17 protein-coding genes are annotated in these 16,162 nt (G+C 72.0%); 7 read left to right on the top strand and 10 right to left on the bottom strand.

The genetic code is table 11. The annotated features are described in order from the left end of the window. Positions 1–38: 38 nt before the first annotated feature. Positions 39–602: a hypothetical protein gene (locus IE263_RS35965; RefSeq protein ID WP_189942249.1), complete on the bottom strand. Its 564-nt coding sequence runs from the start codon at positions 600–602 to the stop codon at positions 39–41. A gap of 161 nt (positions 603–763) precedes the next feature. Between IE263_RS35965 and IE263_RS35960 the strand changes: the two genes are divergently transcribed. Continuing rightward, entirely contained in the window at positions 764–2,407 is a 1,644-nt protein-coding gene (locus IE263_RS35960; RefSeq protein WP_189942248.1) for a DNA repair helicase XPB, read from the top strand. Positions 2,408–2,426: 19 nt separating this feature from the next. On the opposite strand, the gene IE263_RS35955 is transcribed toward IE263_RS35960, so the two are convergent. Further along, positions 2,427–2,606 (bottom strand): hypothetical protein, encoded by a 180-nt coding sequence (locus tag IE263_RS35955; RefSeq protein WP_189942247.1) that lies wholly within the window; start codon positions 2,604–2,606, stop codon positions 2,427–2,429. 419 nt (positions 2,607–3,025) lie between these two features. Here IE263_RS35955 and IE263_RS35950 point away from each other — a divergent pair, with 419 nt between their 5' ends. After that, on the top strand, positions 3,026–5,077 hold the full coding sequence (locus tag IE263_RS35950) for a HelD family protein (protein WP_189942246.1): 2,052 nt from the start codon (positions 3,026–3,028) through the stop codon (positions 5,075–5,077). Here the strand turns inward: IE263_RS35950 and IE263_RS35945 are convergent. Then, complete coding sequence (locus tag IE263_RS35945; RefSeq protein WP_189942245.1) at positions 5,074–5,211, bottom strand: ArsR family transcriptional regulator; 138 nt, start codon at positions 5,209–5,211, stop codon at positions 5,074–5,076. The genes IE263_RS35950 and IE263_RS35945 overlap by 4 nt on opposite strands. 132 nt (positions 5,212–5,343) lie before the next feature. Further along, positions 5,344–6,036 (bottom strand): copper homeostasis protein CutC, encoded by a 693-nt coding sequence (locus IE263_RS35940; protein ID WP_189942244.1) that lies wholly within the window; start codon positions 6,034–6,036, stop codon positions 5,344–5,346. Positions 6,037–6,175: 139 nt separating this feature from the next. On the opposite strand from IE263_RS35940, the gene IE263_RS35935 reads away from it, so the two are divergent. Next, the gene (locus IE263_RS35935) at positions 6,176–6,847 is read left to right on the top strand and encodes an HD domain-containing protein (protein WP_189942243.1); all 672 of its coding nucleotides are present in this window, start codon (positions 6,176–6,178) and stop codon (positions 6,845–6,847) included. A 112-nt stretch (positions 6,848–6,959) separates the two neighbouring features. On the opposite strand, the gene IE263_RS35930 is transcribed toward IE263_RS35935, so the two are convergent. Further along, complete coding sequence (locus tag IE263_RS35930; RefSeq protein WP_189942242.1) at positions 6,960–7,226, bottom strand: DUF4031 domain-containing protein; 267 nt, start codon at positions 7,224–7,226, stop codon at positions 6,960–6,962. A 7-nt stretch (positions 7,227–7,233) separates the two neighbouring features. Beyond that, positions 7,234–7,629, bottom strand: coding sequence for a DUF8819 family protein (locus IE263_RS35925; RefSeq protein ID WP_189942241.1), 396 nt, complete (start codon positions 7,627–7,629; stop codon positions 7,234–7,236). A gap of 55 nt (positions 7,630–7,684) precedes the next feature. Here IE263_RS35925 and IE263_RS35920 point away from each other — a divergent pair, with 55 nt between their 5' ends. The 3 genes from IE263_RS35920 (at position 7,685) to IE263_RS35910 (ending at position 11,078) form a co-directional block, all read left to right on the top strand. Continuing rightward, positions 7,685–8,581, top strand: coding sequence for a MurR/RpiR family transcriptional regulator (locus tag IE263_RS35920; protein WP_189942240.1), 897 nt, complete (start codon positions 7,685–7,687; stop codon positions 8,579–8,581). A gap of 156 nt (positions 8,582–8,737) precedes the next feature. Next, positions 8,738–9,673, top strand: coding sequence for an N-acetylmuramic acid 6-phosphate etherase (gene murQ, locus IE263_RS35915; protein ID WP_189942239.1), 936 nt, complete (start codon positions 8,738–8,740; stop codon positions 9,671–9,673). Positions 9,674–9,689: 16 nt separating this feature from the next. After that, positions 9,690–11,078, top strand: a complete 1,389-nt coding sequence (locus tag IE263_RS35910) for a PTS transporter subunit EIIC (protein ID WP_189942238.1) — start codon at positions 9,690–9,692, stop codon at positions 11,076–11,078. Here the strand turns inward: IE263_RS35910 and IE263_RS35905 are convergent. Further along, positions 11,050–11,586, bottom strand: a complete 537-nt coding sequence (locus IE263_RS35905) for a hypothetical protein (protein ID WP_373312191.1) — start codon at positions 11,584–11,586, stop codon at positions 11,050–11,052. The two genes, IE263_RS35910 and IE263_RS35905, sit on opposite strands and share 29 nt — an antisense overlap. Before the next feature lie 106 nt (positions 11,587–11,692). Between IE263_RS35905 and IE263_RS35900 the strand changes: the two genes are divergently transcribed. Then, on the top strand, positions 11,693–12,256 hold the full coding sequence (locus IE263_RS35900) for a hypothetical protein (RefSeq protein WP_189942237.1): 564 nt from the start codon (positions 11,693–11,695) through the stop codon (positions 12,254–12,256). Positions 12,257–12,315: 59 nt separating this feature from the next. On the opposite strand, the gene IE263_RS35895 is transcribed toward IE263_RS35900, so the two are convergent. The 3 genes from IE263_RS35895 to IE263_RS35885 form a co-directional block, all read right to left on the bottom strand. Further along, complete coding sequence (locus IE263_RS35895) at positions 12,316–13,785, bottom strand: MFS transporter (protein WP_189942236.1); 1,470 nt, start codon at positions 13,783–13,785, stop codon at positions 12,316–12,318. Between the two features lie 151 nt (positions 13,786–13,936). Next, positions 13,937–14,803, bottom strand: coding sequence for a metallophosphoesterase (locus IE263_RS35890; protein WP_189942235.1), 867 nt, complete (start codon positions 14,801–14,803; stop codon positions 13,937–13,939). 53 nt (positions 14,804–14,856) lie between these two features. Next, positions 14,857–15,981 (bottom strand): NADH:flavin oxidoreductase, encoded by a 1,125-nt coding sequence (locus tag IE263_RS35885; protein WP_189942234.1) that lies wholly within the window; start codon positions 15,979–15,981, stop codon positions 14,857–14,859. Positions 15,982–16,162: the final 181 nt, after the last annotated feature.

Here is a 16,162-nt window from a genome sequence, read left to right as displayed (position 1 = left end):
GTGGGGGTGACGACCTGAGGGTGATGACCTGAAAGTGGTCAGCACTCCTGCACCGGGGCGTCCTCGGGCAGGCCGAAATGGACGCGGGCCGCGGACTCCAAGGCGTCGGACGACATCGGGTCCTCGGCGGCGAACTCGCCGAAGACACTGAAGTTCGCCTCGATCCACTGCGTGTAGCCCGCGCCGTCCGGCGGCTCCTCCCGCGAGACGACCCGGTAGCCGCCGGCCGCCGCCTCGTCCCGCTCCAGCCGCACCACCTGCGGGTACCTCGCGCCGCTGCACTCCACCAGGGAGTCGTCGCGCACCCCGTACTCCATGCACAGCGTGTTGACGCCCGCCCGTACGGCCTCCCCGCGCTCCTGGAGTTCGAGCGCCTCCGCGCGGCAGAACCAGCGCGCCCCGAGGTCGAGCTCGGTCTCGCCGTACCCGCTTCCCCGTGAGTCCGCAGCCAACCGGTCCTCGATCACCGGCCGCACCTCGCCCCACAGCCGCGGGTCGACGTCCGCCGCGTTCGTGGCCCCCATCGCCCAGCTGCCGGTGGCCACCAGCACCACCACGGCTCCCACCCCGGTTGCCCCTCTGCGGACCGACAGGACCGACATACGTGAGCTCCTCCCCGCGACGCGCCCACCGCGCTGCTCCCCCGGTCAGACACCCCACACGTCCGCACGGTTGCGTGGGGAGCCCGAAAAGGCGCGGACCACCGTTTCCGGGCGTCGTACGGCACACTGGACGTTTGGCCGTGCGGAAGGGATGTGCGTACGTGAACGGACCGCTGATCGTCCAGTCGGACAAGACCCTCCTCCTGGAGGTCGACCACGAGCGGGCCGACGACTGCCGTCGGGCCATCGCGCCCTTCGCGGAACTGGAACGAGCCCCGGAGCACATCCACACCTACCGGGTGACCCCGCTGGGCCTGTGGAACGCGCGGGCGGCGGGGCACGATGCCGAGCAGGTCGTCGACGCGCTGGTGGAGCACAGCCGCTACCCGGTGCCGCACGCGCTGCTCGTCGACATCGCCGAGACGATGGACCGCTACGGCCGCCTGACCCTGAGCAAGCACCCGGCGCACGGCCTGGTCCTGACCACCACCGACCGGCCGGTCCTCGAAGAGATCCTGCGCTCCAAGCGGATCGCCCCGCTCGTCGGCGCCCGCATCGACCCGGACACCGTCGTGGTGCACCCCTCCGAGCGCGGGCAGATCAAGCAGACGCTGCTGAAGCTGGGTTGGCCGGCCGAGGACCTCGCCGGGTACGTCGACGGCGAGGCGCATCCGATCGAGCTGGCCGAGGACGGATGGGCGCTGCGGCCGTACCAGAAGCAGGCGGTGGAGAACTTCTGGCACGGCGGGAGCGGGGTCGTGGTGCTCCCCTGCGGTGCCGGGAAGACGCTGGTGGGCGCCGGTTCCATGGCCCAGGCGAAGTCCACGACCCTCATTCTCGTCACGAACACCGTCTCGGCGCGGCAGTGGAAGCACGAGCTGGTGAGGCGGACCTCGCTGACCGAGGACGAGATCGGTGAGTACAGCGGGACGCGGAAGGAGATCCGGCCCGTCACCATCGCCACCTACCAGGTGCTGACGACGAAGCGGAAGGGTGTCTACCCGCACCTGGAGCTGTTCGACTCCCGGGACTGGGGGCTGATCGTCTACGACGAGGTGCACCTGCTGCCGGCGCCGGTCTTCAAGTTCACGGCGGATCTGCAGGCGCGCCGCCGGCTGGGTCTCACCGCGACGCTCGTCCGCGAGGACGGCCGCGAGTCGGACGTGTTCTCGCTGATCGGCCCGAAGCGCTTCGACGCGCCGTGGAAGGAGATCGAGGCGCAGGGCTACATCGCGCCCGCGGACTGTGTCGAGGTCCGGGTCAACCTCACCGACTCCGAGCGGCTGGCGTACGCGACCGCCGAGGCGGAGGAGAAGTACCGCTACTGTGCGACGACGGACACGAAGCGGAAGGTGACGGAGGCGATCGTCCGCCGTTTCGCCGGCCAGCAGATCCTGGTCATCGGCCAGTACATCGACCAGCTCGACGAGCTGGGCGAGCACCTGAACGCGCCCGTCATCAAGGGCGAGACCTCCAACACCCAGCGCGAGAAGCTCTTCGACGCCTTCCGGGAGGGCGAGATCAGCGTCCTGGTGGTCTCGAAGGTCGCCAACTTCTCGATCGACCTGCCGGAGGCCACGGTCGCCATCCAGGTCTCGGGAACCTTCGGTTCACGCCAGGAGGAGGCACAGCGCCTGGGACGGGTGCTGCGGCCCAAGGCCGACGGCCACCAGGCCCACTTCTACTCGGTGGTGGCCCGGGACACGATCGACCAGGACTTCGCGGCGCATCGGCAGCGGTTCCTGGCGGAGCAGGGCTATGCGTACCGGATCATGGACGCGGACGAGTTGCTGGCGGAGAGCTGAACCGCGACGGGGACGGGTGTCACCTTCGGCGGACGCCGGCTTCCTCGCCGTACTCACCGAGGAGGATCACGTCGAAGGCGGCGCCCGCGAACACCTTGACGGCGCGCAGGGCCTCGCCGAGGCGGTGGCGGTGGCTGCCGAGCACGGCGGGGGCGCCGGGCGGACGGCCGGGAGCTGAGGTGATGGTTGCTGCGCTCATGTGTCCATGGTGGCTTTCCGGCCATGAGGAGGCATCGGTCTGGCGGGCGAACCTTCGTCGTCGCCGCGTAGTACTCGGGGTTGAGCCGTTCCCCCCGGGGAGGAGGGCGCGGCCCCCTAGGGGATGAGGCAGGGAACGAGACGCCCGGACGCCTCGCGCAGACACACGTGGGCAGGCGCGGACACGCGTAGGCACGCGCGCACACACGTCGGCACCCGCGGACACACATAGGCACACGTAGGCACGCGCAGACGCGCGAAGGCACGCGTGGCACGCGCTGAAAACCATTGGCCCCCCGCTCCCCCGCTCCCCTAGAATCTCCGCTCTTGCCCGCCTCCCTCTCGGAGTGCCGCCGTCCGGACGGAAACCGGACGGCATCCCGCAGCGCCCTTCCCGTAGGTCCCTCCGGAGGCACCCCCTTGTCCACGCCCGCCCACGACTCCCCCGGCGACCCCCTCGGCCGCGAGCGCTCCCACCTGAGCGCCTCCCGCTCCGCACTGCGCGCCATGCGCGAGGACGTCGAGGCCCTCGACATCAGCGACGTCACCGCGAACTGGGTCAACGCCGAGGTCCTCGCCCGTCAGATCGACGAGCGCATCAAGGCGCTCGCCGACCTCAGCGACACCCCCCTGTTCTTCGGCCGGCTCGACTACCTGCACGCCCCCGGCGCCGAACAGGCGGAAGGCGCGGAAGGGGAAAGCTTCTACATCGGCCGCCGGCACGTGCACGACGCCGACGGCGACCCGATGGTGATCGACTGGCGCGCACCGGTGTCCCAGCCCTTCTACCGGGCGTCCAAGAAGGACCCGATGGACGTCGCGCTGCGCCGCCGCTTCGGGTACACGGGCGGCGACCTCACCGCGTACGAGGACGAGCACCTCTCGGACCCGACGGAGGCGGCGACCACCAGCAAGCTGCTCCAGCAGGAGATCGAGCGCCCGCGTGTCGGCCCGATGCGCGACATCGTGGCCACCATCCAGCCCGAGCAGGACGAGATCGTACGGTCGGGCCTGTCGGGCAGCGTGTGTGTGCAGGGAGGCCCGGGGACCGGAAAGACGGCCGTCGGCCTGCACCGGGTCGCCTACCTCCTCTACGCCCACCGCGAGCGGCTGGCCCGCACCGGCACCCTGGTCATCGGCCCGAACAGATCCTTCCTCCACTACATCGAGCAAGTGCTTCCGGCGCTCGGTGAGTTGACGGTACGTCAGGCGACGGTCGACGACCTGGTGGCGCAGGTGGAGGTGCGCGGTGCGGACGACGCGGCGGCCGCCGTCGTCAAGGGCGACGCCAGGATGGCGGAGGTACTGCGCCGGGCCGTGTACTCCCACGTCACGATGCCCACCGATCCGGTCGTCGTGGTGCGCGGCTCACGCCGCTGGCGCGTCCCGGCGTACGAACTGGAGGACATCGTCCGCGAGTTGCTCGACCGCGGCATCCGCTACGGCGCCGCCCGCGACGCCCTCCCGCAGCGCATCGCGCACGCCGTGCTGGTGCAGATGGAGCGGGCCGGGGAGGCGCCGGACGACCGGGTGCAGGACGCGGTGGCGCGCAACAGCGCGGTGAAGGCGGCGATGAAGGCGGTGTGGCCGCCGGTGGACCCGGCGAAGCTGGTGCTGCGCCTGCTGACGGACCCGGACTTCCTCGCCACCCACGCGGAGGGAGTCCTGACCGAGGACGAGCAGAAGACGATCCTGTGGGCGAAGCCGGTCCGATCGGTGAAATCGGCGAAGTGGTCGGCAGCGGACGCGGTACTGATCGACGAGACGAGCGACCTCGTGGAGCGCACCCCCTCCCTCGGTCACGTCGTCCTGGACGAGGCGCAGGACCTCTCCCCCATGCAGTACCGGGCCGTCGGCCGCCGCTGCTCCACCGGCAGCGCGACCGTCCTCGGCGACCTCGCGCAGGGCACCACCCCCTGGGCGACCCGGAGTTGGCAGGAGGCCCTCACCCACCTCGGCAAACCCGACGCGGTGATCGAGGAACTGACGGCGGGTTTCCGCGTCCCGACGGACGTCATCACCTACGCCTCCCGCCTGCTCCCGCACATCGCCCCCGGCCTGACCCCGGTCGCCTCGGTCCGCGAGAACCCGGGCTTCTTCGCCCTCCGCCCGATCGCCGGGGACGACGAAGCGGTAGCCGCCTGCGAGGAGTTGCTCCGCAACGAGGGCTCCACCGGCCTGATCGCGGCGGACGCCCGCATCCCGGCCCTCTCCGAGGCCCTGTCGGCGGCCGGCCTCACCCACCTGGCCCCCGGCCAGGAAACGACCCGCACAACCCGCCTCACCCTGGTCCCGGCCTCCCTCGCCAAGGGCCTGGAGTACGACTACGTGGTCCTGGACGAACCCCAGGCGGTGGTCGACGGCGAACCGGACGAACGCACCGGCCTGCGGCGCCTGTACGTGGCGCTGACCCGAGCGGTGTCGGGCCTGATCGTGACACACGCGGCCCCGCTGCCGCCGCAGCTCTCCTAGTCCGCAAGGGACATCAGTACGGCGTCCAGCAGGCCGGGGAATCCCGCGTCCGGGTCGGCGTGCCGCAGTTGCACACAGCGGTTGCGGCCCACCGCCCGGGTGGAGGTGATCCCGGCCTCGCGCATGATCTTCATGTGGTGCGAGACGGTCGACCGGCAGGGCCCGCCGAGCGGTCGGACTCCGCCCGACGCCCTGCGCGCCTCCGCGCCCGCGGCCACGGACGCCGCCCCCGCCCGGCCGTCAGGGCGGCAACCAGCCCCGTTTTTTCAGTGCCCGTCCACCACCCGCCGCCACTCCCCCACAGCCTCCGCCGAGACCGGCCCCGCCCAGCCCCCCGGCCGAGCCGCCCCGCCGATGTGGAAGGCGTCGATCCCGGCGGCACGCAGGGGTGGCACATGGTCCAGCCGTAGCCCTCCGCCCACCAGGATCCGTGGCGCGTACCCCGGCTCGCCGCCCCGCGCGGCCTCGGCCAGCAGGGTGGGGAGGCCGTCGTCCACACCGGCGGCCGAACCGGCCGTGAGGTACGCGTCGAGCCCGGGCAGGTCGGCGAGCTGCTTGCGCAGGGCGTCCCGGTCGGCCGCGTGGTCGATGGCACGGTGGAAGGTCCAGCGGCAGCCGTCCAGTTCCCCGGCCACGCGCTCCACGGCGGCCAGATCCACCCCGCCCTCCGCGTCGAGGAAGCCCAGCACGAACTCCTCGGCGCCGACGTCCCGCAGTTCCCGAGCGACTCGGACCAGCCGTTCGAGATCCCCGGCGGCGAAGCCGTCCGCCAGCCGCAACATCACGCGCAGGTCGATGTCGACGGCGGCTCGGATCCCGGCGAAGGTCGCCACGGGCGGGGTGAGCCCGTCGGCGGCGATGTCGGTGACCAGCTCGAGGCGGTCCGCGCCTCCGGCCCGGGCGGCGACGGCGTCCTCGACATCGAGGGCGATCACCTCCAGGACTGCACGCTTGCTCATGGGACCCCATTCGTCCGTAGGCGGCTACAGCGGGTCCGCCGCAGCAGGCCCGCCCAACAGGTCTAGTCCAATCCAGACTACGCCTGTACGCCACGGTGCTCGCCCCCACCCGCCCGCCGAACCGCGCGAAAATGCCCTCATGGCCGACGCCCCCGAAACCCGTACCTCCCTCGACCCCCTGCGCACCCGCTTCACCCAGGCCCTCGAAGCCGCCCGCTCCCCCGTCCCCGCCACCGCTCCCGACCCCCTCCCCTACGCCGACAACCTCCTCACCCGCTGGCAGGAACCGCAGCGCCGCTACCACACGCTCACGCACCTCACCGCGGTCCTGGACCACATCGACACCTTGGAGGAGTACGCCGACGACCCGGACGTGGTCCGCCTGGCCGCGTGGTTCCACGACGCGGTCTATCTGCCCGACCGCTCGGAGAACGAGGAACGCTCGGCCCGTCTGGCCGAACGCGCGCTCACCGAGGCCGGCCTCCCGGACGTGAAGACCGCCGAGGTCGCCCGCCTGGTCCGCCTCACCGTCACCCATGACCCGGCCGACGACGACCACGACGGCCAGGTCCTGTGCGACGCCGACCTCGCGATCCTGGCCGCGCCCCCGTCCGCGTACGCCGCCTACACGGCCGCGGTCCGCGAGGAGTACCACTTCGTCCCGAACGAGGCCTTCCGCGAGGGCCGCGCGGCCGTCCTCCGCCAACTCCTGGACCTGCCCCGCCTGTTCCGCACCCCGCACGGGGCGAGGGCCTGGGAGGCGACGGCGCGCTACAACCTGCGGGGAGAGCTGGAACTGCTGACGGGGTGACCCCGCTCGGAGCAGCGCCGTGAAGTCACCGCCACAACGCTCACCGCCACACCGCCCACCGACACAACGCTCACCGACACCACACCCACCGAGGCCCGCCGCATCTCAGCCCTCAGCGGACCCGCCCCTTCGGCCTGCGCAGCCCCGAAGCCGTCAGCAGCCGCACCACCTCCCGGCTGCTCACCTCCACCGCACCGGCGGCCACCACATCGGCGTACCGATGCGAGGGAACGTCGTAGTGATCGCGTTCGAAGGCGCGCCGGGGCACGCCCAACTTCTCCGCGAAGTCGTGCAGTTCGTCGTACGAGACATCGCTGACGAGGTGGGACCACATACGGCCGTGGCCCGGCCAGTCCGGCGGGTCGATGTAGATCGTCACGCGGGCCTCACGAGGACGGCATCCCGCCGGTCGCCGACCCCAGCGCCCCCACCGCCGCGACCTTCACGCCCGCCTTGTGGCACACCCAGTGCGGATCGGGCCCGAGTTCCGGCTCGACGTCGAGGGCGTGCGGGTCACCGGAGCCGCAGACCGGGCACAGCGGCCAGCGCCCGTACCGCTCCAGCAGCGCGTCCTGTACGTCCTGCGCCACCAGCCCGGCGACGAAGTCCGCGCCGTCCGGCCACTGCTCGACCCACCATCGCCGCTGCACGACGGATTCCTCGACCAGCGACACCACGTCCGCCTCCGCGACCTGACCCGCAACCAGGTCGGCGAGCACCAGGGCGCGCGCCGCGTGCAACGCCTGTTCCAGTGAGCTGATGGGGTTGCCGGAGAGGTCCATGTCCCTATTGTGCGCACTCTTGACCGAGACACCGAGCCGAAAATATCTTTCAAGAGTGCCCGAGGACGTGAAGGAAATTTTCGGCGGCGCCACAGCCTCGGCCCTCGCCGCCAAGGTCCGTACGCTGGCCCCGTCGATGACCCGCTCCATGCACCGCGTCGCCGAAGCCGTCGCGAGCGACCCCGCGGGCTGCGCCGCCCTCACGGTCACCGCCCTCGCCGAGCGCACCGGCACCAGCGAGGCCACCGTCGTCCGCACCGCCCGCCTGCTCGGCTACCCCGGCTACCGCGACCTGCGCCTCGCCCTCGCCGGCCTGGCCGCCCAGCAGCAGTCCGGCCGTGCCCCCGCCATCACCACCGACATCGCCGTCGACGACCCCCTCGCCGACGTCGTCGCCAAACTCGCCCACGACGAGCAGCAGACCCTCGCCGACACGGCTGCCGCCCTCGACACCGCCCAGCTCGGCGCGGCCGTCGACGCGGTCGCCGGCGCCCGCAGGACCGATGTCTACGGCGTGGGCGCGTCCGGTCTCGTCGCCCAGGACCTCGTCCAGAAACTGCTGCGGATAGGGCTCATGGCCCACGCCCACAGCGATCCGCATCTCGCCGTGACCAACGCCGTGCAGCTGCGGGCGGGTGACGTCGCCATCGCCATCACCCACTCCGGGTCGACCGGGGACGTCATCGAGCCGCTGCGGGTGGCGTTCGAGCGGGGGACCACGACGGTGGCGATCACCGGGCGGCCGGGGGGCGCGGTGACGCAGTACGCGGATCATGTGCTGACCACGTCGACGGCGCGGGAGAGCGAGTTGCGGCCTGCGGCGATGTCGTCGCGGACGAGTCAGTTGCTGGTGGTGGACTGTCTGTTCATGGGGGTGGCTCAGCGGACGTACGAGACGGCTGCGCCGTCGCTGGCCGCGAGCTATGAGGCGTTGGCTCACCGGCACCGGTAGACCGTAGACCGTTGGGGTGACGGTTCGGTGGCGTGCGCGGCGCCGTCGTGGCTTGTCGGGCTCATGCGGCGGAGCCGCATATCCAATACAGCCCCGCGCCCCTTGGGTAGCTGCACTGAGCTTCTGCTCGAAAGTAACCGGAAAGAGTCGCCCCCCATGACCTCCACCCCCCGCCCCCAGCCCCTCCTCTCCCAGCTCGCCTCCCTCACCACCGAAGCCTTCCGCCCCGACCTCGCCGAGATCGACCGGCTCCCCACCCTCGACATCGCCCGCCTCATGAACGGCGAGGACGCCGCCGTCCCCGCCGCGGTCGCCCACCGGCTGCCCGAGATCACCGCCGCCATCGACGCCGTGGCCGAGCGGATGGCACGCGGCGGGCGGCTGATCTACGCCGGAGCCGGGACCGCCGGCCGGCTGGGCGTACTGGACGCCTCCGAGTGCCCGCCCACCTTCAACACGGCCCCCGGACAGGTCGTCGGCCTCATCGCGGGCGGCCCGCAGGCCATGGTCACCTCGGTGGAGGGTGCCGAGGACTCCCGGGAGTTGGCGGAGGCGGACCTGGCCGCGCTCGCGCTGGCCCCGGAGGACACCGTGGTCGGCGTCTCCGCGTCCGGGCGGACGCCGTACGCGCTCGGCGCCGTGGCGTACGCCCGCTCCCGTGGCGCCCTGACCGTCGGGCTGGCCTGCAATCCGGGCAGTGCGCTGGCGGCGGCCGCCGAGCACGGCATCGAGGTCGTCGTCGGGCCGGAGCTGCTCACCGGGTCGACCCGGCTGAAGGCGGGCACGGCGCAGAAGCTGGTGCTCAACATGCTGTCGACGATCACGATGATCCGGCTGGGCAAGACGTACGGGAACCTGATGGTCGATGTCCGCGCCTCGAACGAGAAGCTGCGCGCCCGCTCCCGGCGGATCGTCTCTCTCGCCACGGGAGCGGCGGACGACGAGATCGAAGCCGCCCTCGCCGCCACCGACGGCGAGGTGAAACACGCGATCCTCGTCCTGCTCGCCGGGGTCGACGGTCCGACGGCCGCCCGCCTTCTGGAGGAGTCCGGCGGCCATCTGCGTGCCGCGCTCGCCGCGGCGCGGACCTGAGCCGCACGCTCGGGGAGTGCACCCAGACACCGCCTCCGCCACCGCCACCGCGCTCCTGCCCCTGGTCGGCGGCTCCGCCAACGTCACCTCCGTCGCCCACTGCATGACCCGGCTGCGGCTGGGCCTGGCCGACCCCTCCCGCGTGGACGAGGGAGCGCTGCGGGCCCTGCCCGGGGTGCTGGGCGTCGTCGTGGCCGACGGCACGTATCAAGTGGTGCTGGGGCCGGGTGTCGTGGCGAGGGTGACGGCCGCGTTCCAGGAGCTGCTCAGCCACTCGACCGCGGAGGAGTTGGCGGCGCGCGGAGCGGAGCTGAAGGAGGAGCGGCGGCGACGCAACGCCACCCCCCTCAAGACCGCCCTCCGCCGCGTCGCCGCCGTCTTCGTCCCCCTCATCCCGGCCCTCATCGGCTGCGGAGTCCTCGCCGGAGTCAACGGTCTGCTGGTCAACGCCGGTTGGCTGCCCTGGCTGACCCCTGCCCTCGCCGCCGTCGCCTCCGGCTTCATGGCGCTGATCGCCGTCTTCGTCGGACACAACACGGCGAAGGAGTTCGGCGGCACCCCGATCCTCGGCGGCGCGGTCGCGGCGATCGTCGTGTACCCGGGCGTCGCGAAGGTCACCGCGTTCGGGGTCACGCTCGCCCCCGGCCAGGGCGGAGTCCTCGGCGCGCTCGCGGCCGCGCTGCTGGCGACGTACGTCGAGAAGTGGTGCCGCGGCCGGGTCCCCGACACCCTGGACGTCCTCCTCACCCCCACCCTGACCGTCCTCGTCGCGGGCCTCGCCACGCTCTACGGCCTCATGTACGCGGCCGGCGCGGTCTCCTCCGCCATCGGCACCACCGCGAACTGGCTGCTGGCGACGACGGGCGCCTTCGCCGGCCTCGTCCTCGGCGGCCTCTTCCTCCCCCTGGTGATGCTCGGCCTCCACCAGGCCCTCATCCCCATCCACACCACCCTCATCGAGCAGCAGGGCTACACCGTCCTGCTCCCGATCCTGGCGATGGCGGGCGCGGGCCAGGTCGGCGCGTCCCTCGCGGTCTACGTCCGCCTGCGCCACGACACCTCACTGCGCACGACGATCAGATCGGCGCTCCCGGCCGGTCTCCTGGGCGTCGGCGAACCCCTGATCTACGGCGTCTCCCTCCCTCTCGGCCGCCCCTTCCTCACGGCCTGCGTGGGCGGAGCGGCCGGCGGGGCCTTCGTCGGCTTCTTCGCGATGCTCGGCGACCGGGTGGGCGCCACCGCGATCGGCCCGTCCGGCTGGGCCCTGTTCCCCCTGCTGGCCGGGAACCAGGGCTGGGGCACCCTGCTCGCGGTCTACGCGGGCGGGCTGCTGACGGGGTACGCGGTCGGTTTCGCCACGACGTACGTCTTCGGCGTCACCGACCGCGTCCGGGCCACCGTCTGAAGCTGCTTGCGGCCCTGAGGTCGACGATGGCGGCGGGCGCGGTGCCGTAGTAGACACCGTCGGCGTCGACGAGGGTACGGCCGCGCGCGCCGGGCTCCACGACGACGTACCCGGCGGCGAGCGCGAGCGCCTGCCGGCTGGTGTTGCCGCCCATGCCGGAGGCGATGATCCCGGTGTTGTTCGCCACCGTCGACGGCGAGTAGCCGCCGACGGAGTTGGCGAGGAGGATCGGCGCCTCGGAGGCGTCGACGGCGGTGCCGTCGATGGAGACGGGCACGCTGACGTTGAGCGACTGGTAAACCGCGTTCACCGGCTTGGCCACATAGCTGGCGACCTTGAAGAAGCGGTAGGTCACGCTGTGGGCGGCGCCGGTCGTGTCCTTGATGCCGATCGTCTGCTCGGTGTAGGCCGCCGGGTCGAAGACCAGGGAGGAATCGGCGCCCCGCCTTCCCCGACCCCCGCCATCTGCGTCCCGTACACCTATCTGCTCCCGCCCCTCAGGAAGCACTCCCTGCCGCCGGGCACAGGTGCGCTGTCAGTGGCATGTGCGACGGTGGTGTCATCGGAGTCCGGCGCACGAGCGCACGAAGCGGCAGGAAACGGAGACGCTCGCCATGAACCACGCCCAGCTCACCCATCTGGGCCGTGCCCTCCGCCTCCTCGGTGAGCACGGCGAGGCCCTCACCGCGGACACCCCGGACGCCAAACTGCAGGAGGTCAAGGCCGATCTGCGGCGGGCCCTGGAACTGCTGGACGAGAGTGCCGGCGCCGCACCCACGACCCGCTGCGCCGAACATCCGAACGGTCCCGTCGACGAGAGCGCCCCCGACCTGTGTCTGCTCTGCGAGACGCGACGGCGGTCGGCCCGGCGCGCCGAGTTCAACGGCCCCGCCCCCCAGGCGCCGCCCTCCACCGCTCCCTCCCGCTACGGCACCCGCGGCGACCGTCCGCAGCCCCAGCAGCGCTGGCTTCCGGAGCTGTGGAACGGCCAGGAGTGGCAGTTGTGCGGCACCCCCCGCCGCGACCGCCGCGAGGCCGAGCTGTACCTCGCCGCCCTGCGCCGCGGCTCCCGCCCCGCCATGGCCTACCGCCTGGTCCACGAGTTCACCGACTACGAGGTCCTGCGCATCTGGGGCACGCCCGTGAAGGTCGACATCGAGCCCCTCGGCAATCTTTAGCGGCCGCCTTCCCGTGGCCTCACGGGAGACGGCCGCCTGGGAGCCGTTGACAAGCCTCGTTACGCCTTGGCCGGTTCGGCGATCTCGGCCGGGGTTTCGGGGGCCGGTGCGGCCGCCCGCTGCCTGGGGATGAAGGTGGCGAGGAGGAAGGCGACGAGCGCGGCGCCGGCCCCGATGGCCATGACGACCTTGAAGCCGTTCTCGGAGGGGAGGGCGTAGCCGCCGAGGTCGGTGGTCATCTGGGCGAGGATGACGCCCGCGATGGCGCTGGCGAAGGACGTGCCCAGGGACCGCATCAGCGTGTTCAGGCTGTTCGCCGCGCCCGTCTGGGAGGGGTCGACGGCGCTCATGATGAGGGCGGGGAGGGCTCCGTAGGTGAAGCCGACACCGGCGCCGATGACGCAGGACACCAGGATCAGGTGCCAGACCTCGGACATGAGCAGGATGTTCAGCCCGTAGCCGGCGGCCACGATCAGCGCGCCGGTCATCAGCGTCACCTTCGGGCCCTTGGCCTTGGTGATCCCGGCGGACACGGCGGACATGACCATCATCACCAGGCCCTGCGGGGCGAGGACGAGGCCGACGGTGAGCATCGACCTGCCCAGGCCGTAGCCGGTCTGCTCGGGCAGCTGCAGGAGCTGGGGCAGGACGAGGGACATCGCGAACATCGAGAAGCCGAGGGCGACCGAGGCCAGGTTGGTGAACAGGACCTGCGTCTTCGCGGTGGTGCGCAGGTCGACCAGCGGCTGCTTCGCCCGCAGCTCCCACCCGCCCCAGGCCACCAGGATCACCACGGCGGCGACGGCGAGACCGAGCGTCGTGGCGGAGGTCCAGCCCCAGTCGGCGCCCTTGGACACGGTCAGCAGCAGCGCCACCAGACCGGCCGACAGACCGAGCGAGCCGACGAGGTCGAAGCGGCCGCCGGCCCGGTTCGGCGACTCCGGGACGAACAGCAGGACGAGGAGGAGGGAGACGACGCCGAGGGCGGCGGAGGTCCAGAAGAGGACGTGCCAGTCCCAGTTGTCCGCGATGAACGCGGCGGCGGGCAGACCGAGCGCACCACCGACACCGAGGGAGGCGCTCATCACCGCCGTCGAACCGGCGAGCTTCTCGGCGGGGACCACGTCCCGCAGGATGCTGATGCCGAGCGGCACCACGGCGGCCGACAGACCCTGCAGGGCGCGGCCGACGATCATCGGCACCAGCGAGTCGGCGAGCGCGCAGACCACCGAGCCGGACACCAGCAGCAGGATGCTGACCACCAGCATCCGCCGCTTGCCGACCATGTCACCGAGCCGGCCCACGACCGGGGTGGCGACGGCGGCCGCCAGCAGCGTCGCCGTGACCGCCCACGCGGTGTCGGAGGCGGGCGCGTCCAGCAGCCTGGGCAGCTCGGGGACGATCGGGATGACCAGGGTCTGCATCAGGGAGACGACGATTCCGGCGAGGGCCAGGACCGCCACCACGGCGTTCGACCTCGGCGGGGCGGCTGACCCCGCCTCGGCGGGTCGGGCGGGAGCGTCGGACATGACAGGGCCTCCGTCGGAAGTGCGAGAAGTGGACTGCTTGACTCAAGCAACCTTAGACCTAATTGATTGACTTAAGCAAGCTAAATGGGAAGGCCGCCCTGAGCAGGCACAACACGGCGTGACTCCCAGGGCCTGATCCGCCGGACAGGCCTTAGCCCTCCCGCGCGATGAGCTCCCGCATCCGCGCCTCGTCCACCTCGTACACCGTCTCGTGCGCCCGCGGATCGCGCGCGTGGAAGGTGTGGAACACCGGGCTCGCCGGCCCGCCCAGTTCCACCAGGGAGGCCGACGCCCCGCGCACGGCCCGCTCGGTCCCCGGCGCCGTCGTCAGGTCGATGCGGTTGACGACACCGGGCGTGACCCACACCGGCACCGACTCCAGCATTCCGAAGAGCTGGAGGTGGTAGTGCCCGGCCAGGAGGACCCGTACGTCACTCCCCCGGATCGCCGCCGCCAGCTCACCGGGGTTGCGCAGCCCGAAGACCGGCTGGGTCGCCGAGATGTCGAGGCCGATCGGGGGGTGGTGGAGGGCGAGGACGGTGCCGTGTTCCGCCGGAGTGCTCAACTCGCCCCGCAGCCAGTCCAGTTGGGCCGCGCTCAGCCGGCCGTAGATCTTCCCCGGGACCAGCGAGTCCAGCGTCACGAAACGCCAGCCGCCGACGGTGCTCACGGCGGCGCACTCACCGCCGGCCGCCTGCGCCCGATCCGTGCCGTCGGCCGCCAGATGCCCGCTGCCCAGCACCTTCCCGAAGGCGCCGCGTTCGTCGTGGTTGCCGGTGGTGTAGAAGACCGGCGCGCCGAGCGAGCGGGCGAACGCGCCGACGAGGTCGCGTACGGCCGTGTACGCCTCGACCGCCCCGTCGTCGGCGAGGTCGCCGGTGACGACGATCGCGTCGACGTCCCGCTGGTGGCGGAGCTCGGCGAGCATCAGGCGCAGGGAGTCGGTCGCGTTGACGCCGCGGGCACCCGGGGCGTCGGTCCGCTCGAGGTGGGTGTCCGAGAGATGGAGGATTCTCATCTCCCGGACACTACCCACGGGTTGGGGATCAGCCCCGGTGTTTTTCCGGTGCCTCAGCTCAGCGTCTGCAGCGCCGACGCGTCGTACGGCTTCAGCTCGTCGAAGCGGTCGGCGAGGACCTTCGCCGCCCACTCCGGGTCCTGGAGGAGGGCGCGGCCCACGGCCACCAGGTCGAACTCGTCGCGCTCCAGGCTGTCGAGGAGATCGTCGATGCCCTTGACCGGGGAGCTCTCGCCCTGGAAGCCCTTGATGAAGTCGCCGTCGAGACCGACCGAGCCGACGGTGATGGCGGGCTTGCCGGTGAGCTTCTTCGTCCAGCCCGCGAGGTTGAGGTCGGAGTCGTCGAACTCCGGGAGCCAGTAGCGGCGGGTGGAGGCGTGGAAGGCGTCGACGCCGGCCGCGGCGAGCGGGCTGAGGATGGCCTCCAGCTCCTCCGGGGTCTCGGCGAGACGCGCGTCGTAGGCCTCCTGCTTCCACTGCGAGTAGCGGAAGAGGATCGGGAACTCGGGCGAGACGGTCTGCCGTACGGCCGCGACGATCTCCGCCGCGAACTTCGTACGGGCCACCGGGTCGCCGCCGTAGGCGTCCGTGCGGCGGTTGGTGCCCGCCCACAGGAACTGGTCGATGAGGTAGCCGTGGGCGCCGTGGATCTCCACGCCGTCGAAGCCGATGCGCTCGGCGGCCGCGGCGGCCTCGGCGAACGCGCCGATGACGTCGTCCATGTCGCGCTGGGTCATCGCCTTGCCGGTGCCCTCCGTTCCGTCGACACGGATGCCGGAGGGGCCGACGGCGGGAGCGTCCGTGAAGGGCGGCTCGCCCTGCTTCCGCACCATCCCGATGTGCCACAGCTGGGGCATGATCGTTCCGCCCGCCGCGTGCACGGCCTCGGCGACCTTCGCCCACCCCGCCAGCTGCTCCTCGCCGTGGAACCGCGGCACCCGGTCGCTCTGCCCGGCCGACTCGTGCCCGACGTACGTCCCCTCGGTGACGATCAGACCGACACCCGCGGCGGCGCGGCGGGCGTAGTACGACACCACGTTCTCGCCGGGGACGCCGCCCGGCGAGAACATGCGCGTCATGGGCGCCATCGCGATGCGGTTGGGAACGGTCAGGCCGTTGATCGAGACGGGCCGGGAGAGAATCTCGGCGGCACGGGAGACGGCGGGGGTGGCAGTCACGTCAGAGGCTCCTCGGAGAGGTCGTCGGACATCGAGCGGTCGGCATCGGGCGGTCGGCGTTCCGAGCGGTATGTGCATACGCATCGACCGCCCGTGAACATCAACCACCCAGCCGTCCCCGCCATTCCGCCCTTCTGCCGCGGGCCCCTGTGACACCGGACACGGCACGGGCCTCGAGGGT

Origin of the sequence: Streptomyces aurantiogriseus (assembly GCF_014649375.1) — a bacterium.
GTDB classification, from domain to species: domain Bacteria; phylum Actinomycetota; class Actinomycetes; order Streptomycetales; family Streptomycetaceae; genus Streptomyces; species Streptomyces aurantiogriseus.
The sequence above is the reverse complement of the archived record's forward strand: the minus strand, read 5'-3'. Positions and strand labels throughout refer to the sequence as shown.